This is a genomic window from Flavobacterium algicola (assembly GCF_022399565.1).
In the GTDB taxonomy this organism is placed as follows: domain Bacteria; phylum Bacteroidota; class Bacteroidia; order Flavobacteriales; family Flavobacteriaceae; genus Flavobacterium; species Flavobacterium algicola.
Genome location: NZ_JAJTUT010000002.1, coordinates 64,241 through 88,112, shown reverse-complemented (window position 1 = coordinate 88,112; position 23,872 = coordinate 64,241). Strand labels below are relative to the sequence as shown.

Genomic DNA, 23,872 nt, shown 5'->3' with positions numbered 1-23,872 from the left:
ATTATGAAGAACTTAAAAATATAAAAATAAACAGATGAAACTAACCATAACAAAATTCAATCTTTTTGTTTTCTGCTTACTAAATGCCATAGCTATAGATACGGGGATTGCACAAAATACTCTTACAAATGGACTGACTGTGTCAGACTCTATTACAGTAGGAAGCAACGATGAGATTCTAAGAACTCCATTTGGTGTATTCAATCTAAGTCAGACAACAGGTGCAATATTTAGAGTATCAGGTAATGAACTTCGTAAAACTGCAGGTGACAATTTATCTGAAGCTTTAAGAGGAAGAGTACCCGGCTTAAAAATAGTTAGAAGTACCAATACTCCTGGAACAGATGGTGATTACTCCTATATCTTAAATGGAGGAACTCCCTATATTTTAATAGATGGACAACCTAGAGGATTGCAAGTAGATTTACGAGAAGTAGAAGAAGTAATTATACTTAACGATGCTACTTTTAACTCACTACTAGGAAACCTAGGAAACAATGGACTTATTTACATTATCACTAAAAGTGGTAAAACTGCAAAACCAGTTGTAGAAGTTAATTACCAAAGAGGAATTAATGTCCCAACCATGTTACCAAAATTACTATCGGCAGCGGAATATGCGACCGTAATTAACCAGGCATCAAACAATGATGGCTTTGGAACAGTCTACAGTCCAGAAGCGATTGAGGCCTATAAAAATGGCTCAGACCCAATACGTTTTCCTAACGTAAATTCGCAAGATACTTTTTTAAAGAAGTCAGCACCTTCCAATTTTGCCTCAATCAATGTATATGGTGGTCAGGAAAATGTTAATTATAGTGCATTCATCGGTTACTCAGATTGGGAAGGTTTGGAGAAAATTGGAGATCCGATAGAAGGAAGAAATATCACTTTTAGAACTAAAATTGATACTCGTATTAATGATATGGTGAGAACTCATGCTAGTGTCTATGGTAAATTTGGAGAGAACAATCGACCTATTATTGGTGCAGATGAAATGTTCCTTTGGATGTCAGCAACACCTGCAAATGCTTTTCCTCTTAAAGTGGGAGATTCAGCTTATGTTGTAAGTAATCAATTTGACACTAATTTACTATCAGAATTAGAAGCTGGTGGAACTAGAACTGATTACACTGCTAATTTAGTTTTTGATTTAGGACTAGATTTCGATTTTAAAAAATATGTAAAAGGTCTTACGTATGATACCTATATAATGATGCGTACTTATAATGCCCAATCGCTTATTGCCAATAATACTCCAAAACTTTACACATTAGAAACGATAGAAGGACAAGATCCTACTTTAAAATTGTATAGAAACGAGGTGTTACAACTTAATGTGAGTAGAACTGGAGCAGGAATACAGCGCAATTTTACGTATGGTGGAAATGTGAATTATTCAAAATACATGAATGAATCTTCACTTAACTTAAATTTTAGCCATCTTTTATACTATCAACCTAATATTGATGCTTCATCGCCTGATCAACGCAACCTTACACTAAACTTGAATGGTTCTTTTGCTTTGAAAAATAAATATATAGTTTATGCAAATATAAATTCGAGTAGTAGTTCAAAATTTCTTGATAATAGAAAAACAAAATTCTTTCCTACGATTGGTGCTGCCTGGGTAGCATCAAATGAAAACTTTCTAAAAGATAGTAAATTTATTGATCATCTAAAATTTAGAACTTCTTACGGAGTCATAGGTACAGAATACACAGCATCTTCTTTTTTATATCTAGATACTTGGGCTGGTGGTAAAAATAATAATACAATGTATTTGGGTACTGGAACATCAACTCAAAATAATTACGGATACAGACTCAACACGACGGGTAACGAAGCCATTGATTGGGTAGTGTACAACCAAATGTTTGCTGGTGTTGAATTACAAATGTTTAAAAAATTCAATTTTGAAGTGAATTATTTTAATATAGAAATCAATAATCAAATCACTCAGGCAAGTGCTCTGTATGCAACTGCTTTGGGAAATAATGTTTATCTACCGCAATTAAATTTTACAGATCGAAGAAATAAAGGTTTTAATACTAACATAACTTTTAGTGATGAGATAGGCTCATTTAAATATTATGTGAGTGCAAATGCCGGTTACAATAAAATCACTGGAGAAAAAATTGCTGAAATTGCTTATCCAGATCAGTATAGATTACAACAAGGTCAAGCAGAAGATAATATAATGGGATATGTAAGTGACGGCCTTTTTACTGCCGAAAATATTGGTAGTGCACTACCCCAATTTGGAAACGTGCAAATTGGAGATATCAAGTATGTAGATCAAAATGGCGATAATGTTATTGACTCTAGAGATCAAAGAGCTATAGGTAACAGTACTCCTCGAGTTAATTATGGAATTAACGTTGGGGTAGCTTTCAAAGGATTCAACTTAGATGTTGTAGGAATGGGAGTTACAGGATACGATCTTAATCTTAATAGTTATGCTTACTATACTGCTACTGGCTTGAAAAATTACTATGGAAGTATTTTAAATGATCTTCCAAATGGAAATGCCAATCCTAGACTTAGTAGTTTAGGAAGCGTAAACAATTACAAAGATTCAGACTATTGGTTAGTAGATGGTAGCTACTTTAGAATATCTAATTTAGAATTGGGCTATACTCTTCCACAGTCTATAGTCACTGATGGACCATTTACAAATGTCAAACTATTTTTAAGAGGAAGTAACTTAGCTCTTTTTAGCAAAATGAAAGATTTGGATCCAGAAGATCCAAGATCAGGATTTTTTGAATATCCAATGATGAGGAGTTTTATTCTAGGTGCTTCTATAAGCTTTTAATAACTAAATGGTAAAAAAAAATAATATGAAATTAAATTATAAAATAATAACCGTTTTTACCGTAATGCTTAGCATTACAGGTTGCAGTGAATTCCTAGAAGACGAAATCCAATATACAAAAGAAGAGGTTGTTACTGAGTCTGGATTGCGTTCAAGAGGTATTATTGATGATATATACACAGACTACTCTTTTCAGTATTTTAATGATTTTTCAGCTGAATATTTGACAGATAATGCTGTTTTAAATTCAGGTGAAACAGAATTAGCAACTGGTTATTGGGGTCCTACTAGCAATCCTTATAATTATGTTTGGCAACAATCGTATAATAATATTAGACAGGTATACCAATACATAGAATTGGTTCATAATACTGGTCTTCCTTATTTGCCTTCTGAGGAGAATGCTTCACAAAGCGAAAGAATTGTTAGTCGCTATTATGGAGAAGCTCATTTCTTAAAAGCTTGGGCTGAATGGGAATTACTAAAAGTTTTTGGAGGTCAATCTAAAAGTGGGGAAATGCTTGGATTTCCTATTGTGAATGGCATATTAAAAAATGAAGAATATGCTAAACTGAGTAGAAATACGTATGCAGAATGTGTAACGCAAATCTTAAAAGATCTTGATGTTGCAATTGCTTACCTTCCTCTTAAATATACAGGTTCTGGTAATAGTAATCTTGGAATTAGTGAAGTCGAAACAGGAAGAGCTAGTGGATTGGCAGCTTATGCATTAAAAGCAAAAGTAGCTTTATATGCCGCAAGTCCCGCTTTTAATCTAACTAATGATTTAGATAAATGGAAACTTGCTGCAACTTTGGCTAAAGAACTAATTGATAAAAATGGTGGATTAAAATCACTACAAGCTTTTAACATTAGTAATGAAAACAACGCAGATCACTTATGGAGAATGCGTAATGCAAGAAGTGATAACTCATTAGAAAAAAGATTATACCCTCCAACTTTATATGGTCAAGGGGAAATCAATCCATCGCAAAATTTAATTGACGCATTCCCTGATTCAAAAGGCTATCCGATTTCATCTGCCACTAGCACCTATAATCCTGCAATGCCATATGAATTAAGAGATAGTAGATTTTATAAATTTATCTTTTATAATGGAGATAAAAGTTTTACATCTTCGAATGGTACTGATTTTAATGCACTACAAATTTATCAAGGCGGTTTGGATAATTTTGGTGGATTTATCGCTAATGAAGGAACAAGAACAGGTTATTATTTGAAAAAATTTCTGAATAAATTAAATTTTGATCCTGCTGCGATTGATGCTACTACTACCCTACCTAAGGTTTACGTACAACTTGACCTATCTGATATTTACTTGGGTTATGCTGAAGCTTTAAACGAAGCTTTTGGACAGCCAAGTGCTATTCCTGCTGGGTATACTTATTCGGCAAAAGATGTATTAGCAAAAGTAAGATTAAGAGCTGGTTACACTACTGATCCTTATCTAACTACAGCTGCTCTCAACCAAACTAACTTTAGAACGTTGCTCAAAAATGAAAGACGAATTGAGTTGTGTTTTTCTGGAGAACGTTTTCATGATTTAAGGAGATGGAAAGATATTGTAAATACGCCAACTGTAAAAGGTGTTAAAATCACAAAAAACACCGATAATAGTTTTACGTATCAAAATATCGATGTCGAAAGAAGAAACTATGAAGCTAAAAACTATTATTTACCTTTACCGTATAGTGAGGTACTATTGAACTCAAATTTACAACAAAACCAAGGTTGGTAATCAATCTAAATACTATGATTATGAAAAGAAATAAATTGAAATCTATAGCTATATTATTAGCCCTTGCCGTTGGAATAATGACAACATCTTGTTCTTATGATGATTTTGTAGAAAATGAATTTGAATATACTTCAGTATACTTACCCAAGGCAGATATTGATCGTACATTTATTATCGATGAAAGTTTGCAAATTGGGGTAGGTGTTGTACTAGGTGGAAGATTGACAAATAACGAAAATGTAGAAGTTACTTTCTCCTTAAATGATGCTCTAGTAACTGGTTCTGGTCAAACTGTATTGCCTGCAACCTACTATACACTTGTAGATAGTGAAGGGAATCCAGCAAACAATAAAATCACCATTCCTGCGGGCAAAGTACAAGGCTTTGTTTATGTTAAGGTAAATGCTAATTACCTTGCAGATCCTTTAGCACTTGGTAACAATTATGCTTTAGGATTTAAATTAGAAAATGTGGTGAAAGCTGATTCAATTTTGGCAGACTTTAGTACAACTGTAATCAGATTCTCTTACATCAATAGATTATTTGGAAATTATATTCAAAATGGAAAGTACACAAAAACTACTGGAGGTGTAACTGAAAATATTACTTATCCTGGTGGTATCACAGATGAATTGCAATTTGCTACCACTTCTGCAACTACAGCTACCTACAATGGCCTTGCAAATTTAAGAGGTGTAGATAAAAAATTGCAGGTGACTATTGGTGCCGATAATAAAATTACTATCCAAACTGCAACTGGAGGAGTAGCTGTTACCGATGATGGAGGATCTACTTACGACCCTGCTAAACGTGAGGTAACGTTAAACTATTCTTTTACATTCAATGGTACTTCATATAAATGTAATGATATTTTAAATTTTAGAAACAGAGTTGTTGATGGTGTCAACCAAATCAGCTACTAATTACTTATTCTAAAAAAGTAAAAGTCTCTCATCAGTTTTCTAAACCAGATGAGAGACTTTTTTTTATCTGTTACTTTATTATATTTACAATAGCTCTTCAATTTTCTACTTTCCACCCTATGACAAATTGTGAATCAATAATTTTTTCTGTTTCTAAGTTTAACAGCAAGAAAAAGTAGTAACTCAAGTAAATTACTTTTATACTTATTAATTAACCTGTAAAATAATTGCTAGCAAGATTCATAAATGCGCATTGCTAGTTTTAGATTAAACTAAGCTATTATTATTCTTTTATTACGTTGAAAAACTTTAGATCAGTCATTTTCTTTTTTATTCAACTTTTCATGAAACTTCAACGGGAAATTTAAATTCTCAGTTCTACCATTTTTCAATATATCTAACATTTCTTTTACGACTAATGGATTAGCATCGGCTACACTAGTCGTTTCTCTAATATCATTTAATAAATTATAAAGCTCTAATGGTTTATTTAGATATTTAACGGCTTTCCACTCCCCTTTTCTAATGGCTTGAATGGGGCCTTTGTTCTCATTAAATTCCCAATACAAGTATTCGTGCTTTTGTTGTTTTTTATCATTACTTAATAGAGTTGGTAAATATGAAATACCATCAATAGTCGCATCGGTGGGTTTGATTCCTGCTATCTCACAAACCGTTGGTAGAAAATCCCAGAATGCTGAAATATGTTCCGTTTTTGTACTAGGTTTAATATGTCCGGGCCATCTTGCGATAAAAGGAATACGAATACCTCCCTCGTACAAATCTCTTTTTCGTCCTTTCAAATCTCCATTACTGTTGAAAAAATTAGTATCATATTCTGGACCATTATCACTTGTAAAAATGATTATTGTGTTATCATCTAAATTTAGTGATTTCAATAATTTTAGTAAATCGCCTATATCTCTGTCCAATCTAGAGATCATTCCGGCATAAGTGGCGTTTCCATCAGCGTCATGTTGGTAACCTTCATTGGGTTTCACTTTCAAAGTCCTTTCATCCCAATTCAGATGCTTATACTGCTCTTTTGAATCTTCAGGTACTGTCAACTCATAGTGCGGAATTGTAAAGGCTAAATACAAGAAAAATGGTTTGGATTTATTGGTGTTAACAAACTCTTTGGCCTTACCGACAAAGGTATCGTGGGAATAAGTTCCTTTTTTCTCCATAGTACTATTACCCGTTTTAAACGAACGATTATTTTCCCAAAGTACTTCAGGATAATAGTGATGCGCGGTACCATGATCTCTATATCCATAAAAATAATCAAATCCTTGATTCAATGGCATACTTTCGTCGCTTGCCTCTGCTAATCCCCATTTACCAATTACACCGGTCCTGTATCCCGCTCTTTTTAGCTCCTCCGCAACGGTTATCTCCTCAGATTTGATATCAATTGGGTTTCCTGTAGCCGTCCATTTAGGATTGCCTCTTACCGAACTATGTCCCATGTGTTTTCCAGTCATTAAGGAAACTCTTGAAGGTCCGCATACTGTAGAACCTGCATAATGTTGGGTAAATTGAATTCCTTCGGATGCCATTTGATCTAAAATAGGTGTTTTAATTTTTTGTTGTCCATACACCCCTAAATCGCCATAGCCCATATCATCGGCTACGATATAAATAATATTGGGCTTCTCTTGTTCAATTTTCTGACCGTATGAACTTAGAATAAAAAAAATAGCGGGTACTAAACATTGTTTTTTCATAATTCTGTTTATTGTGAATATTTATAAAAACATTTTGGGCAATACATAATCAATTGCTATTGCGAAAAGACTGCGTATTGCCCAAAAAAATTGAAACCAATTGTAGTAAACAGAAAAATTACTTTTTCAAACTATCTATTTCTTTCTCTAGAAACTGAGTAATTAATTTCCCTAATGCAACATAACCTTTTACGGTATAATGAACATCATCATCACCTAGACCAAACTTTTCATGAATCGGAATTGACGCTGCATAAATATCATTCACCAACACATTATTCTCTTTCATAATACGCTTGGCTACGTCGTTATATCGAATAACATCTTCAGGAAAACGACCTGCTTCATTTCCAGGAACAACTGTTGTTGTTACAAAAATGATTTTGGCATTCGACTTTTTCTTTATCAATTGAATAAGCGCCTCTAGATTAGCAGCATAATCATCAATAGGCGTTCTTACTTTCCCATTTATTTTATCTCTATTCCCCTGTGATTTTGAATCCGGATTAATATAACACAAATCCCATAGTCCCCAATTCACCTGAATAATATCCCATTTTCCTTGACCAATCCATTCTTCTAGTTTTTCTAATCCATTCCCAGTAAATTGACCATTACCCGGATTGTGCCACACATTTGCTTTTTCTACTAAACTTTGCTCTACAGATGGCGTATATCCAATTGAAATAGAATCTCCTATAATTAAGATCCTTGTTTTTTTATGAACAGTACTTGTTAATGTAAAAAGTAAAATAATAGCAAATAAACAGCTGCCTTTAATTTTTTTCATACTAATATTTAATTTTCAAGATGCACGAGTCAAATATCTTGATATCATTTCTTTTTAAAATTACATTTTAATAGTCATAGAAAGAGTTCCTCTTTTAGGGAGGAACTCTTATTAAAGTGGTATTACTTCAAAGGACTAATTTTATATGAATATTTTAAATTTTTAGGTTGAATTCTAAATTCATCATGAGCCAATGCTTTTTCGCTCCAGCTATTGTCTCCTCCTACCCCTGTTTGTCCGTAGTCAACATTGATGTTTACAAAATCTCTCTTTTTAATATCTGTTGTATGGCGTTGTTGCTTTGTTTTACCTGCATCAAAATCATCGTTGTATTGGTGGTGTGCGCTAAAACCTAACAACTGTGAACCTTCTATCTTGATTCCTTTTCCTGAATTATCAGTAAAAGTGACCCAACGAACATCTGTTTTATATCCATTTTCTTGTGGACGAATATAAGGAAAGTACAAGTCTTCTACTTTTGCTTTATAATCACCAACTAAGGAAGCCGTATTTCTATCATTGTAGTTTTCGAATGGTCCTCTACCAAACCATTCTACATTTTGATATTGATTTTTAATAATGAAATTGTTTCCAAATCTTGGTAAGTGTGGTAATGTAGTTGCTACATCACTTAAAGTATTTGTAATTGTGATAGCACCAGATGGATCAATGTTGTACGAAACTGTTATTTTCCCGTTAACAGAAGCCAATCCAAAAACTGTTTGAATTTGAATATTCCCTTTTACTTTTTTAGATTTTGAAAGCGAAAGCTCTTTTGAATTATTTAAAATGGTAATACTAACTAATTCTTGTTCTTTAGTTGCCGTTTTCCAAGCTTCCAATTTTTCTGGAGACTTTGCACCAAAATCGTTATCCGTCACAGCACGCCAGAAATTTGGCGTTACACTTTCAATCATAATGTTTCCGTTACCATAATCTAAGCTTGTAATTTTTCCAGTTGTATCGTCTATTTTTAATTCAAAATTATCATTTGAAACAATTGTTGAATTCCCCGCTGCTGTAATATTTATTTTTTCCTTAGAATCAGATGAACTAGCAACTAGATTTTCTTTTGTTAACTGAAATTGTTCAAAAGCAACTTCGTGGTTAAGAGGCATTAAATCTGTGACATTTTGATTCAAAGCATACACATTTAGATGGTATTCAGCTGTAGAATTTTCGAATTTTGGTAAATCAAAAGTCACTATAGAAGATTGGTAAGGTGCTACATCTAGTTTTGGCAAATTTCCTTTTGCAATCTCTTTTCCATTCTCTAATAAAGTCCATGCAAATTTAAACTCACTTAAATTAGTAAAATCATAAATGTTCTTGATTTCAATTTTACCTTCTTTTAAATCTAAGGCTTTGAATTTAATATACTGATATACTTTTTTTACTTCATATAATGCCGGATGTGCAGTCCTGTCTGGATTTACAACTCCGTTCAAACAAAAGTTTACATCGTTTTGTAAATTCTCACCACCTAAATCTCCACCATAGGCCCAAAAAGACTCCCCTTTTTTATTCTTAGTCAACATTCCTTGGTCAACCCAATCCCAGATAAAACCACCTTGCATGATGTCGTATTTCTCAATAACATCCCAATACTTCTGGAAGTTCCCTGTACTATTCCCCATCGCATGTGCATATTCACACTGAATCAAAGGACGAGTAGGATTATTTTCAGCATATTGAATCATCTTTTCAATAGTCCAATACATTGGTGCTTGAATATCGGTGTTAGCATAATTTGTTGCCCCTTCATATTGTGTAGGTCTTGTATTGTCATTTTCTTTCATCCATTTATAAGTTGCAAAAAAGTTTTCACCGTTTCCTGCTTCATTCCCCAATGACCAAGTTACAATACATGGAAAGTTTTTGTCGCGTTCAAACATTCTTATCGTTCTATCCATGTGCATTTCTTTCCATTGTGGCAGGTAAGCAGGATGTTTTGCTTGGTCTTTTTTATTTTTATCCAAACCTTGATTAGTCGTTCCCATTCCGTGCGTTTCGATATTGGCTTCATCTACTACATAAAAACCATAATTATCACACAGTCTGTAGAAATGTGGGTCTTTAGGATAATGACTGCAGCGAATCGCATTCAGGTTGTTTTGCTTCATTACTTCTAAATCTTTCATAGTCAAAGCTTCTGAAATAGTATGTCCTTCTGTTTCGCTATGATCGTGAAGATTTGCTCCTTTTAATAAAACTGGCATTCCGTTTACTAAAAACTGATTGTTTACAATTTTTACATTTCTAAAACCAACTTTTATTGCCGTAGCTTCTAACGTTGCATTTTTTTCATCTTTAAAATCAATAAGCAAAGTGTACAAATTTGGGTGCTCTGCATTCCAGGTTTTTACATTTTTCAATTGCGTAGAAAAGTCAACGTTATTTCTCCCTTTATTAAGCTTAAGAGTTTTCGTATCTGAATATACTTCACTTGCTCCATCCAGTAATTTGACGGTAACTATTCTTGTTGCCATTTTACTGGTATTGTTATCCACTTTAATTGCCGTTTTTAATAGACCATCAGTATAGTTATTTTCTAAATCCGCAATAACTCTAAAGTCTCTAACTGTAACTGTGTTAGCAGCATAAATATATACATCACGCTCAATACCGCTCAATCTCCAGAAATCTTGATCTTCCATATAGCTAGCATCAGACCAACGCAATACTTGTACCGAAACCGTGTTTTTCCCTTTACGAGCAAAATTTGTAATATTGAATTCAGCTGGTGTCTTGCTTCCTTCGTTATATCCAACTTTCAGACCGTTTACCCATACATACATCGCACCACTTACCCCTGCAAAATGAAGGTAGATGTCTTTACCATTCCAGTTTTCAGGAACATCAAAATCTCTTTTGTAGCTTCCTACATTATTTATATCGTGAGGTATAAAAGGTGGATTTGCAGGAAACATATATGTTCTATTAGTATAAACTGGAATACCAAAACCTTTCATCTCCCAGTTTGAAGGAACAGAAATAGTACTCCACCCTTTCAAGCTAAAATCATCTTTATAAAAATTAGTTGGTCGCAATGAAACATTTTCAGCATAGTAAAAACTCCAATCTCCATTTAGAGATTGATACAAAGAGGAATTGTTCCAACTTTCATTTTTTAAAGCATCTTTTTCATTTGTGTATCTAAAAAATGAAGCTGTTGGATCTTCTCTATTAATTTGAAAAATCTCTGGATTTTCCCATTCTGGATTTTCCCATTTAGGAGCGCTATAAATAGGTTTTTCCTGGGCTGATCCACTAAATAAACCGAAACTAGAAACGATTAGTAAATAAAAATATTTAGTCATTTTATTAAATTTATTGATATTATTAAGATTTCATATTAATTGCAACATGATATAATGTTACATCTTACTAGTTGTAAATTATAGTGACAAAAATAGAGTTATTACAAGCGACATATTTATCAATTAGGGGGTGTAAATGTTGCAGCGTGCACCTTTGTTACTACTAAAAGAAAAGACTACTACATTTTACATAAAAAAAATATGAAATGCAGTAGTCTCATACAGATTACTTTAAAGCTACTTATGACTTAAGTCAGTAGTAAAACTATTGCTAATGCTACTTCATTCTATTAAAAATGCTGAAATTTTATTCTTTAAAAAGTTTTATCTTAGAAAGAAATTCGAACGATTTTTGCATCATTTCGTAAAAGATAACATCATCGCTACCGCTTCTAAAAAAAGAACCATTAAAGAAACCATGATCTTGTCCTTCATATGAAATAAGCTCGCACTTGTTACCGGCTTGTTGCATAAGTTTTGTAAAGCGTTCCGCATTTTCAAATGGCACTGTCTTGTCTGCAGTTCCATGAAAAATCAACGTAGGAGGAATTCCTTTCTCTATATGATGTACTGGCGATATTTCTGTTTCTCTGTCAACCACTTTTTTGGCGCCGTATCCTTTATCAGTTGTGTCTACTACAGGGTTAAAAAGAATCATCGCGTTGGGAACAGAACTGATTTTCAGGTTTTCATTTATCTCGTCAAATCCCTCAATAACTCCCGTACACACTGCTACGTGTCCTCCTGCCGAACCTCCAGAAGCTATTACCTGCTCAGGATCAATACCTAATTCCGCAGCATGTTCTCTCACATAACGAATCGCTGATTTACCATCAGTCACAGATTCAAAAGGAGATGTTTTATGTTTACCCGAAATTCTATATTCAGCAGAAATAGCTATCATACCTTTATCGGCAAAGAATCTCGCTTGCTGGTAAAACTGATTAGCACTTCCTCCTGTCCAACCTCCACCAAAAAAGAAAACAATAACTGGCAGTTCCTTGTTACACCCTGAAACTTGAGGCTTAAAAACATTCATTTTAAGTTCTCCTTGAGTTGTGTTTTTATACACAAATACAGAATCCGGTTCATACTTAGTTTGCGCTACACTAATTATTGAAAATAGCAATACCGCTGTCGTTATCATTAAACTTATACTTTTCATCTTTACTCTTTTATTTTATGATTAAAATTCAGTTCCACTTTGTTCTTTGGACTCTCCTAACCTCCTAAGGTTTAAACTCATCAGTTCTAAAAGGGTATGCAGGCAGGTTTTCTTCATTCACTAAATTTACATCTGGCTTACCCGTAAATGCATAACGTATATATACAGGTTTAGCTATTTCTGAAGAAGAAATCTCTATAGTCTTCCCCTTAATTATAGCTTGTCCCTGTACCCATTTATTGGATTCATCAGACAACCAAAATTCTCTCGGTGCTTTACCATCAATCGTTTTAAGCTGATTTACATGGTCAAAGTGCACGACTAGAGTGTTGCCCTCGTTTTTAACTTTTCTATAAACTGGACCGTAAGCTTCTATTTTTTCTTTTAGAACATTTGCTCGAGCAAGTAGCGCTAGGCGTTCGCCTATAGGTAATTTATCTGTGGGATGAATATTTTTCGCATCACCTAAGTCGATTGTATTAACGACAGATGTATGGGGTAAATCAAGTACTTCTAACTGTGATTCCCGCATCCATGCCCAAGAATGTGCATTTGGATTATTACTATTTTTACTAGGTCCCGAATCTAAAACTCCTTCATATCCAGGAAGCATTACAATTTGAAATTGCATATTCTCTCTATCCCACAAATTTCGATACATTTTTACCCATTCTTTTAGCGTATTCCCATAAGCCAAAATCCCAGAATTCCTTGAATACCAAGGTTCTTTAACCATACCATGCATTGATTGTGCATTCCGTTCTCCCTGATACCATGCAAGACCACTACATGCATACGGAATCAATGGATTCATCATCGCATTAAATAAAATATTAGTTTGCCTGCGCAAGAAAATATCATCCTCTTTTGTCCAAGGTTTAGAAGCTGCTAGTATCTTCTTAATTTTACTTTGTGTCACCTTATCATCATCAAATTCTTCCATCATCACTTTAAAATGAGGTACTGATGCAGTCAGCTCTCTTGGCATCCAAGCTTCTAAAGACGAACTTCCCCATGATGCCATTATAATCCCAATAGGAACATTAACTTCTTTTTCGAGAAAGTAAGCAAAAGCAAAGGCAACAGCACTATTAGGTTGTTCACTTATCCACTCACCATCGCAAGAGTCTTGAGGTTCAAAAGCAACCGTATTTTGAACAGTAAAACTTCTAATATTTTTGGCTGATGGAAACAAGGCTTTTACTTCAGGTGCACCATTAATACCAAACTGCATATTTGATTGACCCGAGCAGATCCAGACATCACCAATTACAATATCCGCGATCACAATTTCATTTTGATTTTTAGAAGAGGTTATTGTCATTACTTTAGGTTCGAAACTAGCCGAAAGCGAATTTAATTTTAAAGACCACTTTCCATCTGTGCCTACTACCTTTTTAAATTTCAAATCTGCAAAATCTATTGTAACAATCGCTCCAGCAGCCGCATTGCCCCATACAGGAACAGGCATACCTCTCTGCAAAACCATATGATCTTTGAAAAGTGATGCTACTCGAAAGTCTTCTTGACTATTTAAATTACCTTCCACTTTAGAAATACGATCTGCAGCAGAAATTATATTAAAACTAACAAAGCAGCAGGCAATAAGTATGCTTAATTTTCTCATGATGATTTTAGTTAAATACTGCACGAATTACTTCCATTTAAAAAATTTTACTATCTACTGAACTATTTAATCTGAATCAGTAGAGTTTCTTCTTTCTATCTCCTCTTAAATTTTGTGACTTCTCATTCAAAGCATTTGGAGTCCTAAGATAAAAACGATGAACCTACCATTTACAGTCTCAGCTATTAGAGAGTGTTAGAGCAAGTTCATCGTTTTATTTTAAAATATTCTAATTTAAAATCTAGTTACTTCTATAGTTTTAGTCCGATAGTTAGATTCTTTTACGCCCTACGCCAATACTTATGATTTTTAGCAATAAATCAAATATTTCATTTTTTCAATCTTTATTATTTCCAGAAAATCGCGTACACCACTACCAAAATAATCATTATCGCAAAAGAGCAGATATTAAAAAGTGGCGAAGTTTTAAAGAAATCGTTTGTTAATGTAATTCCCTTTTGATCATCTTTTCCTTTGTTTTGCATAAGACTCAATACTGCGATCACAATCATGGTTAATACAGTAGTGTACCCCATTTGATCCATCCATGGTAATGTTGGGAACATGTCTCCTTCAATCCAACCTTTTGGTCCAATTTTAAAGAATAAAGCGATAGGAATAGAAACTAAGGCTCCCCAAATAGCAGCTTTGTTTGTCGTTTTCTTCCAAAATAACCCTAATAAAAACACTCCCAATATACCTGGACTGACAATACCTGTATATTCTTGTATAAATTGGAATGCTTGATCTATTCCTCCTAAAAGTGGCGCCATAATTACAGCAATAAGCAATGCAGCAGCACCCGAAAGACGTCCGGCATTTACAGTCGCTTTATCATTTGCAGTTGGGTTAATATATTGTTTGTAGATATCCATTGTAAAAATCGTTGAAGTTGAATTCAACATCGATGCCAATGAAGATACGATGGCAGCCGCCAATGCAGCAAAGGCTAAACCTTTCATACCTGCAGGCAAGAAATGTAACAACCATGGATAAGCTCTGTCAGCAGTTCCTAAACCTGGCAAGTTTTCCATTGCTGATGCTCCCAATCTAGCCATAATTTCAGGGTCATTTACCATAACGTAAGCGGCAATTCCAGGTATAACAACAATAAATGGAATCAACAATTTTAAAAACGCAGCCAGTATGATTCCTTTCTGTGCTTCTTTTAAAGATTTAGCAGCTAGCGTTCTTTGTATGATATATTGGTTAAAACCCCAGTAATAAATATTGGCCACCCAAAGACCACCAATTAAAACTCCAATTCCTGGTAAGTTCATGTACTCAGGATTTGATTCGTCTAGTATCATAACAAAACGGTCTGGCGCAGCATCATAAACAGTTTTCAATCCTTCCCACATTCCTGCACCATCCGATACAGTATTCAATGCCAAATAAGTAGTTACCAATCCTCCTAGTACAAGAAATACAACCTGAATAACATCTGTCCATGCTACAGCTGAAAGTCCACCGTATAAAGAATAGGCGGCTGAAAAAAGTGCCAAACCTATTATGGCATACATCATATCAACCCCTAGAATGGTCTCGATAGCCAGTCCTCCCAAATAGAGTACAGTTGTTAAATTCACAAAAACATATAAAGCAATCCAAAAAATTGCTAAAATTGTCTTCAAGTTTGTCGAAAAGCGCTTTTCTACAAATTCAGGAATCGTATAGATACCTTTTTCTATAAAAATTGGTAAAAAATATTTACCTACAATTATCAAGGTAAATGCAGCCATCCACTCATAGGAAGCAATTGCCAATCCTAGTGCAAAACCAGATCCAGACATCCCTATAAATTGTTCAGCCGAAATATTGGCCGCAATCAATGAAGAACCAATAGCCCACCATGGCAATGACTTACTTGCGAGGAAATAATCCTCTGCATTTTTTTGTTGCCCGTCCTTTTCACGAGAAACCCATAATCCAACACCTAAAATAAGTACTGCATAGGCAGCAAATACGATATAGTCTATTAATCCAAATTCTGTTGTCATACTTCTATTATTTATCTTTTTATAAAATTCTTCTTTATTTTCGAAAATGAAAATGCTAACCAACAAAAAGTTCGTAAAACAATTTATAACGCTCTAACTTTCTGTTCCCATTTCCACGCACTATCAATCGCTTCCTCTAAATTTAATGCTGCTTTCCAACCTAGAATTGTGTTGGCCTTGTCAGTATTAGCATAAGCAGAAGTGATGTCTCCTTCTCTGCTAGCTACAATTTTATAGGGCAACTTTTTCCCACTCATTTTTTCAAATGCGTGAATTACTTCTAATACTGAGCTTCCTACTCCTGTACCTAAATTAAAAACTTCTACCTTTTCTACATTATTTTTATTTATCAATCTTTGTAAAGCTATTACATGTGCTTTTGCTAGATCAACAACGTGAATGTAATCTCGTATACATGTACCATCTGGCGTAGGATAATCGTCCCCGTAGACCATCAATTCCTGTCTTAGTCCAATTGCAGTTTGTGTAATAAAAGGCACTAAATTCTGTGGTACACCTGTTGGTAATTCTCCAATATTTATCGAATGATGAGCCCCTATCGGATTGAAGTAGCGTAACAATATCGCATTGATAGCACTTACTTTTGAGATATCTGTAATGATTTCTTCTCCAATTTGTTTTGTATTTCCATAAGGAGACATCGCCTCTTGTACAGCTGAATTTTCATTTATTGGCATTGTTTCGGCTTGACCGTAAACAGTGCAAGAAGAGCTAAAAATAAAGTTAGCCACCTCTTTCTTTTCTAGCTCTTGAAGTACGTAGATAAGTGTATTAAGGTTATTTTCATAATACGACAAAGGATTGCCTACACTTTCTCCTACGGCCTTTGAGGCAGCAAAATGAATAACTCCATGTACGTCATTATGCCTTTTAAAAAAATCTTGAACTGCAGATTTCTCTCTTAAATCTAATTTTTCAAAAATAGGTTTTACACCTGTAATGGCAACTATTCCGTCCAAGACTTCTGCTGTAGAATTAGATAAATTATCTATAATGACAACTTCAAAACCTTCATTTTGTAACTCCACTACAGTATGCGAACCTATAAACCCGAGACCACCTGTTACTACTACTTTCATAAGCTACTTGTTTTATAATGAACATCGGATAGATCTCGTAACATTTGAGCACTTTTTTCTGCTGTAATATCTCTTTGCGACTCTCCCATCATTTCATAACCAACCATGAACTTTTTCACAGTAGCAGATCGCAACAATGGAGGGTAAAAATGCATGTGAAATTGCCATTCTGGATGCTCTTCTCCGTCTGTTGGAGCTTGGTGTATTCCTGATGAATAGGGAAAAGAGGTCTCAAACAAATTATCATATTTAATCGTCAATTGCTTCAGAACTGTAGCAAATGCAGCTACTTCTTCATCAGTGAAGTCAGTGATTTTGGTGATGTGACGTTTACTGATTATCATGGTTTCAAAAGGCCAAACAGCCCAAAAAGGGACCAATGCAGCAAAATGGTCATTCTCAACAACAATACGCTCCTTTACTTTTAATTCTTCTTGCAGGTAATCATGCAATAAATTGGTACCGTGCGTATCAAAGTAAGCTTTCAAGTTCTCTTGTGTCTTCGCTACCTCGGTTGGTAAAGAGGACTGTGCCCAAATTTGTCCGTGCGGATGCGGATTACTACATCCCATAACGCTTCCTTTATTTTCGAAAATTTGAACATAATTGATATAATCAACACTTCCTAAAGTGGTAAATTCTTTTTGCCAAGTGTGAATAATATCTACAATGCCTTCTGTCTGCATTTCTGGCAAAGTCAAATTATGCTTTGGCGAAAAACAAACCACACGAGAAATACCTCTTTCTGGCTGGGCATTAAAAAAACTATTTTCATTAGGTTTTTCAAAATCGATTGGTTCTTGCTTTAATGCTGCAAAATCATTTTCAAAAACATAACTATTTTCATAATCAGGATTTACTTCGCCATTGGCACGCACATTTCCTGCACACAGATAGCAATTGGGATCGTACTCAGGAAGCACTGTCGTTGATACCGTTTCCTTTTGTCCTTGCCATGGTCGTTTGGCGCGATGTGGTGAAACCAAAACCCATTCATTAATTAAAGGATTATATCGTCTATGCGGATCTTCGTTTATATCAAACTTTTTCATAACTATCTATATTGATGTACAGATGTTCCGTTTCCTATCGTAACATCGTAAATTTTTAATTCGATTCCAAAGGTGTCAAAATACGATTTAGTAAATTTGCTTTTCACTTCTTCTTCAAAACCTTTCTTTACTAGATTGATTGTGCAGCCTCCAAAACCGCCACCCATTAATCTGGATCCAATTACTGATTCTTCTTTCTGAGCCAAATCAACTAGTTCATCCAACTCAGCACAACTCACTTCGTAATTTTGTGATAATCCCTCGTGTGTCGCAAACATCAAAGCACCCAAGGCTTCAATATTTCCGTTATCCAAAGCATCACAAGCTTGAATAACACGATTGATTTCCTTTACTACAAAAAGTGAACGTCTGTAGACGTCATGGCTCATTTTATCTTTGAGACTTATAATCGTTTCTTCGTTGCAGTCTCTAAAACTTTGTATTTCAGGATTATGTTGTTTCACTATCGCAATTCCTTCATCACATTGTTGCCTTCTTTCGTTATAAGCCGACGTCATTAAGGAATGCTTGACATTCGAATCAAATAAAATCAAAGAATAGTTACTAAAATTAGCATCATGATAAGTATACTCTAATGTCCTACAATCAATTTTAATTACTTTATCCTTTTTCCCCACTACACTAGAGAACTGGTCCATGATACCACAATTAATACCAACCCAATGTTCTGCTTTTTGGCCTAATAATGCAATGTCGATCGGCTTAATATTCAAATTAAATATCTCGTTCATTCCGAATAAAAAGCCACATTCTAATGCTGCAGACGATGACAAACCAGAACCTACTGGAATATCGCTACTAAAGACACAATTTACACCTTCTAATTCAAATCCTTTACTTTTTAATTGATGTATTACACCTCTAATATAATTTGTCCAAACTTTATCATCGTGTTCAACCTCAGCTGAAAGATCTATTTCAAACTCATCATCGAGATCGATAGCAATTATTCTCGATTTATTAGAGTTATTTTTTTCGAAAGCAAAGCAGATAATTTTATCAATTGCAGCTGGTAATACATAACCATCATTGTAATCAATGTGCTCACCTATAATATTAATTCTTCCTGGAGACAGTATTACTTTACTTGGTTCTGTTCCGAAAGTGTCTGTAAAATAGCTCGTTGTTTTATTTATTAAAATGTCATTCATCATCATTTTCGACTTAAATAGATTGAAATTTGTAAATTGTTTTATGTTGGTAAATAGCTTCCTTTTTCAAGATAGGGGTTGGAAAGTTTTTATGATTTGGAGCATCAGGAAAATTTTGGGTCTCAAAGCATATTCCGCTTAACGCATGATAGTTGACGTTGTCTTTACCCTTTAAATTATCTCCACAATTACCTCCAACATAAATATGAACTGCAGGCTGATCTGTATAAACAGTCATTTTTAAATTGTTTTTGTTGCTAGATAGGCACGCTGCAAATTCTTCATTTTGTTCTAGAACGAAAGTATTATCTATACTAGTAGGACACTTTTTAGGCATATTAAAATCAAACAAGCCTCCTTTTACATCTGTAATAGAACCTGTCGGAATATTGTCGGCTCTTGTCTCTAGCATCCTGCGTGAGTTTATCACCAATTCTTGATCAGTAGTTGACGATTTGTGACCGTCAAGATTAAAATAACTGTGATGTGTAAGGTTAATTATGGTATCTTCAGTAGTTGTTGCTTTGTATTCAATAATTAATTCATTTTCTTCAGATAATGTGTACTTCACTTCTACTGTTAAGGCACCTGGAAAGTTTTCGTCATTATCCGGACTTAACAATTTCAAAGTAACAGATGGGTTATCACCTTGCGTCGTAGCTATGATTTCCCATACTTTTTGGCTAAAGCCTTGTAAACCTCCATGCAGTGCATTCTCTCCATTGTTTTTTGCCAACTGTATTTTTTTTTCGTTTAAGGTAAAAACACCTTTAGCAATTCTACCAGCATACCTACCTACAGTTGCGCCAAAATAAGGTGCCCCATCTAAATCAAAAGAACTTAGGTAATCGGCCAGTGTATCAAAACCCAAAACAACATCCGCATTTCCTCCCTTTTCTAATGGTATTTTTAGCGACGCTAGAGCTGCTCCAAAAGTGATCACTTGCAATTCTATACCATTTTTATTTTGCAACTTACAACTCTGTACAACATCCCCGTCAGGCAGCAAACCAAAGAATTCTGTTGAATTATTTGATATAAAATGTGATATGTGTTTTGTTTCCATTCTTTTTTTATTAAATACTGAAATTCAAAAGTAAAAGAAAAGTATACAATTACACACCAGTACCTACCAGTTTTTGTATATTGCCGAAAACTTGAGCATTATGAAAACTATTTTAATTCAGAATAATCTTGGAATTCCAAAATACAAGCAAATTATTCAATCAATCGAAAAGACAATTGAAGAAGGCGGTTTAAAAAAAAATGAAAAGTTACCATCGATAAATAAGGTTTGTTTGGAGTTCACTTTATCTAGAGACACTGTCTTACAGGCATATGACGAATTAAAAAAAAGAGGAATCATCTACGCCATACCAGGCAAAGGCTATTACGTCAAGAGCACAGAAATAACCATTAAACAAAAGGTGTTCCTGCTGTTTGATGAACTAAATATCTTTAAAGAAGACATTTACAATTCATTCCTTAAACACATCGGTAAAGGAGTTCAGGTTGATATTTTTTTTCATCATTTTAATGCCCAAGTTTTTAAAAAGCTAATCGATGATGCAAACGGAAATTATACAACTTATATCATCATGCCAACAAATTTATCAGAAGCTCCAGAAATTATAAAAACCCTACCAGTTAATGAAGTTTATATTTTAGACCAGACCAACCCTGATCTTAAATCATATCCTGCTGTTTACCAAAATCACCGAAAAGATATTTATGACTCATTACTAAAGGGTAAGAGTCAATTAAAGAAATACAAGAAATTAATTATGATTTTCCCTGGCTTCAGGGAACCATTAGGAATGAGAGAAGGTTTTGAAAAGTTCTGCAATGATCATCAAATGGCATACGAAGTAATTACAAAATTATCAAATCGAGCTATCATTGCATCCGAGGCTTACATAATCCCCAATGATAGAGATTTAGTGCACGTTATTGAAACTGCAAAAATTCAGAAGTTGCAACTGGGCGTAGATTACGGAATCATATCCTACAACGACACTCCTTTGAAAAAAGTAGTCGAAAACGGAATCACCACCATTTCAACTAATTTTGAGGCTATGGGCAAATTACTAGCTCAAATGATTCTGAAAAATAAAGAGGAACAAATTGAAAATAAATGTGCACTCATCGTCCGCAATTCTTTGTAAAATGATCACTATGAGAATTGAACTTGCTATACCCCTTGCATCAAAAATAATTATCCACACGTTGCTTGCGTGCTTAGCACCAATAAGTAAAAGAAAAACACAAACTGAATCGCAATAAATTCAGTATTTTTGAAATGACATACAATTAACTGGTAGAAAACTAGAAGCTAAACCTGTCTATTTAAAATTAAAATATGAAAATCTTAGTTGTAGAAGATGAAATAGAAGTTCAAAATATGATTCAGCATTATTTTGAGCTTGAGAAAAACATTGTCGAAATCGCATCTGACTTTGATAACGCTTTTGAAAAAATTCATATGTACGAGTACGACTGTATATTGCTAGATATCACATTGCCTAAAGGCGACGGTTTGGACTTGATAAAATATATCAAAACAACTTCTCCCAAGACAGGAATCATCATTGTATCTGCTAAAAACTCCTTTGATGACAAAATTGATGCTTTGAACCTTGGTGCAGATGATTACTTACCCAAACCTTTTTATATGCCAGAACTTAATGCGAGGATAAAAGCACTTATTAGGCGGAATCATTTTGGCGGTATAGATCTCATCTCCCTTAACGAAATAACAATTAATACAGAGGAAAGACGAGTTACTATTGGTGACACTACTATCAATTTAACAACCAAGGAGTATAACTTATTAATCTACTTCATAGCCAATAAAAATAGAGTGTTACAAAAAAATGCCCTTATTGAACATTTATGGGGAGATAATGCAGACCAGTTTGATAATTATGACTTAATATACAGTCATGTAAAAAACCTTCGAAAAAAGATGCTGGCCGTCAATTGCACTGACTACATTCAATCGGTATACGGAATAGGATATACCTTTAAAACAGAATAATGAAACTACTATCAAAAACGAATCGCTACTATATTCTTAGCACAATTCCGATACTACTGATTTCGTCTGTGTTTATCTATTTTTTCCTTTTGCACGAAATAGGAGAAAGCAATGAATCGATTCTTTTAATGAGAGTCAAAGTAATCGAGAAGCACATTCAAAAAGAAAACAATTTACTCTTAAACGTTTTTGATGTCAATAATGAGGTTTACGTAAAGAAGATAAAAAATATCCAAACAAGACCGCAAATAATTAAAGATACACTGATCTACTCTGAGATTAATGACGAACTGATTGCACATAAAATGATCATCGTTAACTCTGAAATCAATGGGCAGCATTATGAGATTAAAGTACTTAAAAGCACGATTGAGAACGAAGAACTATTAGAAGTTGTATTTGTAGTATTTTCATCATTCTTAATTTTACTTCTTCTAGTTAACACCTTCATCAATATTAAAATTTCCCAATCTATTTGGAAACCATTTACTGAAACCCTTCATTATATCAAAAATTTCAATGTAAGTAACCCTAATCATGAAGTATTAGAATCGAATGATATTGAGGAGTTTAACGAGCTAAACAATTCTATAAACCTCATGACATCAAAGATGATAAGCGATTACAAAAATCAAAAAAGATTTTCTGAAAACGCTTCTCATGAATTCCAAACTCCTCTAGCTATCATAAAAGGAAAGATTGATTTATTACTCCAAGAAAATACGTTAAATAAGCAAACGATGGAGACCTTAATTTCGATAGAAGAGGCTAGTAATCGTTTGAGTCGAATTAACAAATCTTTACTCTTACTTTCAAAAATCGAAAACCAACAGTTTGATAAAAGGGAAGTTGTAGCGGTACGACCGCTAATTGAAAAAATAGTGTCGGTTAATGAAGACTTTGTTATAGATAAACAGTTACTATTCGAATCTAATATACATGAAAATCTTAGCTTTCTAATCAATTCAGAACTGGCTTTTATTCTTCTGAACAATTTGATTCAAAATGCTATACGCCACAATATTGTAGGTGGAGAGATTTCTATTTGGTCAACTAGTGATGCTATTACCATTAGCAATACAGGGGATTTACACCCCCTACATGAATCGCTAATTTTTGAGCGGTTTGAAAAGAAATCTTCGAACAGCAATTCGATCGGACTAGGCTTAGCAATAGTCAAAGAAATCGCCGAGGCCAATTCAATCAAAATTTCATATTTCTACACCAATAACCAACACCACTTTGTCTTGTCTCAGTTAAGAAAGCTTTGACAAATCTATCTTCACATCTTCTTAATTATCAAAACAACTAGTTCAAGTCGATATGTAAAGAGCTAGCCAGATATGATGTAGACTAACGAGCTTGTCTTAATCTAAAAATCA

General features: G+C 34.1%; 16 protein-coding genes. 6 read left to right on the top strand and 10 right to left on the bottom strand.

Features of this window, described 5'->3' with window-relative positions; all coding sequences use genetic code 11:
- Positions 1 to 34: 34 nt before the first annotated feature.
- Genes LXH21_RS07390 through LXH21_RS07380 form a run of 3 tightly spaced genes read left to right on the top strand, consistent with a single transcriptional unit; the run spans position 35 to position 5,500 of the window.
- Positions 35 to 2,818, top strand: a complete 2,784-nt coding sequence (locus LXH21_RS07390) for a SusC/RagA family TonB-linked outer membrane protein (protein ID WP_239864057.1) — start codon at positions 35 to 37, stop codon at positions 2,816 to 2,818.
- Between the two features lie 25 nt (positions 2,819 to 2,843).
- Entirely contained in the window at positions 2,844 to 4,577 is a 1,734-nt protein-coding gene (locus LXH21_RS07385) for a RagB/SusD family nutrient uptake outer membrane protein (RefSeq protein WP_239864055.1), read from the top strand.
- Positions 4,578 to 4,597: 20 nt separating this feature from the next.
- Positions 4,598 to 5,500: a BT_3987 domain-containing protein gene (locus LXH21_RS07380; RefSeq protein ID WP_239864053.1), complete on the top strand. Its 903-nt coding sequence runs from the start codon at positions 4,598 to 4,600 to the stop codon at positions 5,498 to 5,500.
- Positions 5,501 to 5,814: 314 nt separating this feature from the next.
- Here LXH21_RS07380 and LXH21_RS07375 read toward each other — a convergent pair whose 3' ends face one another.
- From LXH21_RS07375 to LXH21_RS07330, 10 genes are all read right to left on the bottom strand, one after another.
- Positions 5,815 to 7,227 carry an arylsulfatase gene (locus LXH21_RS07375; protein WP_239864044.1) on the bottom strand — a complete coding sequence of 471 codons (1,413 nt, stop codon included), beginning with the start codon at positions 7,225 to 7,227 and terminating at the stop codon, positions 5,815 to 5,817.
- A gap of 118 nt (positions 7,228 to 7,345) precedes the next feature.
- On the bottom strand, positions 7,346 to 8,017 hold the full coding sequence (locus LXH21_RS07370) for an SGNH/GDSL hydrolase family protein (protein ID WP_239864042.1): 672 nt from the start codon (positions 8,015 to 8,017) through the stop codon (positions 7,346 to 7,348).
- 122 nt (positions 8,018 to 8,139) lie between these two features.
- Entirely contained in the window at positions 8,140 to 11,337 is a 3,198-nt protein-coding gene (locus LXH21_RS07365; RefSeq protein ID WP_239864040.1) for a glycoside hydrolase family 2 TIM barrel-domain containing protein, read from the bottom strand.
- 307 nt (positions 11,338 to 11,644) lie between these two features.
- Positions 11,645 to 12,502: an alpha/beta hydrolase gene (locus LXH21_RS07360; protein ID WP_239864031.1), complete on the bottom strand. Its 858-nt coding sequence runs from the start codon at positions 12,500 to 12,502 to the stop codon at positions 11,645 to 11,647.
- Positions 12,503 to 12,566: 64 nt separating this feature from the next.
- Positions 12,567 to 14,129: a sialate O-acetylesterase gene (locus tag LXH21_RS07355; RefSeq protein ID WP_239864029.1), complete on the bottom strand. Its 1,563-nt coding sequence runs from the start codon at positions 14,127 to 14,129 to the stop codon at positions 12,567 to 12,569.
- Between the two features lie 347 nt (positions 14,130 to 14,476).
- Complete coding sequence (locus LXH21_RS07350; protein WP_239864027.1) at positions 14,477 to 16,129, bottom strand: sodium/sugar symporter; 1,653 nt, start codon at positions 16,127 to 16,129, stop codon at positions 14,477 to 14,479.
- Between the two features lie 83 nt (positions 16,130 to 16,212).
- Positions 16,213 to 17,229 carry a UDP-glucose 4-epimerase GalE gene (galE, locus tag LXH21_RS07345; protein WP_239864025.1) on the bottom strand — a complete coding sequence of 339 codons (1,017 nt, stop codon included), beginning with the start codon at positions 17,227 to 17,229 and terminating at the stop codon, positions 16,213 to 16,215.
- Positions 17,226 to 18,281 (bottom strand): galactose-1-phosphate uridylyltransferase, encoded by a 1,056-nt coding sequence (gene galT / locus LXH21_RS07340; protein ID WP_239864022.1) that lies wholly within the window; start codon positions 18,279 to 18,281, stop codon positions 17,226 to 17,228. Before galT ends, galE begins: the two co-directional genes overlap by 4 nt.
- A gap of 2 nt (positions 18,282 to 18,283) precedes the next feature.
- Positions 18,284 to 19,453 (bottom strand): galactokinase, encoded by a 1,170-nt coding sequence (gene galK, locus LXH21_RS07335; protein ID WP_239865753.1) that lies wholly within the window; start codon positions 19,451 to 19,453, stop codon positions 18,284 to 18,286.
- A 13-nt stretch (positions 19,454 to 19,466) separates the two neighbouring features.
- A complete protein-coding gene (locus tag LXH21_RS07330) occupies positions 19,467 to 20,519 on the bottom strand; it encodes an aldose epimerase family protein (protein ID WP_239864020.1) in 1,053 nt (350 codons plus the stop codon).
- A 100-nt stretch (positions 20,520 to 20,619) separates the two neighbouring features.
- Here LXH21_RS07330 and LXH21_RS07325 point away from each other — a divergent pair, with 100 nt between their 5' ends.
- The 3 genes from LXH21_RS07325 (at position 20,620) to LXH21_RS07315 (ending at position 23,761) form a co-directional block, all read left to right on the top strand.
- Positions 20,620 to 21,618: a GntR family transcriptional regulator gene (locus LXH21_RS07325; RefSeq protein WP_239864017.1), complete on the top strand. Its 999-nt coding sequence runs from the start codon at positions 20,620 to 20,622 to the stop codon at positions 21,616 to 21,618.
- A 194-nt stretch (positions 21,619 to 21,812) separates the two neighbouring features.
- Complete coding sequence (locus LXH21_RS07320) at positions 21,813 to 22,490, top strand: response regulator transcription factor (RefSeq protein WP_239864009.1); 678 nt, start codon at positions 21,813 to 21,815, stop codon at positions 22,488 to 22,490.
- On the top strand, positions 22,490 to 23,761 hold the full coding sequence (locus tag LXH21_RS07315) for a sensor histidine kinase (protein WP_239864000.1): 1,272 nt from the start codon (positions 22,490 to 22,492) through the stop codon (positions 23,759 to 23,761). Before LXH21_RS07320 ends, LXH21_RS07315 begins: the two co-directional genes overlap by 1 nt.
- The last annotated feature ends 111 nt before the right edge of the window (positions 23,762 to 23,872 follow it).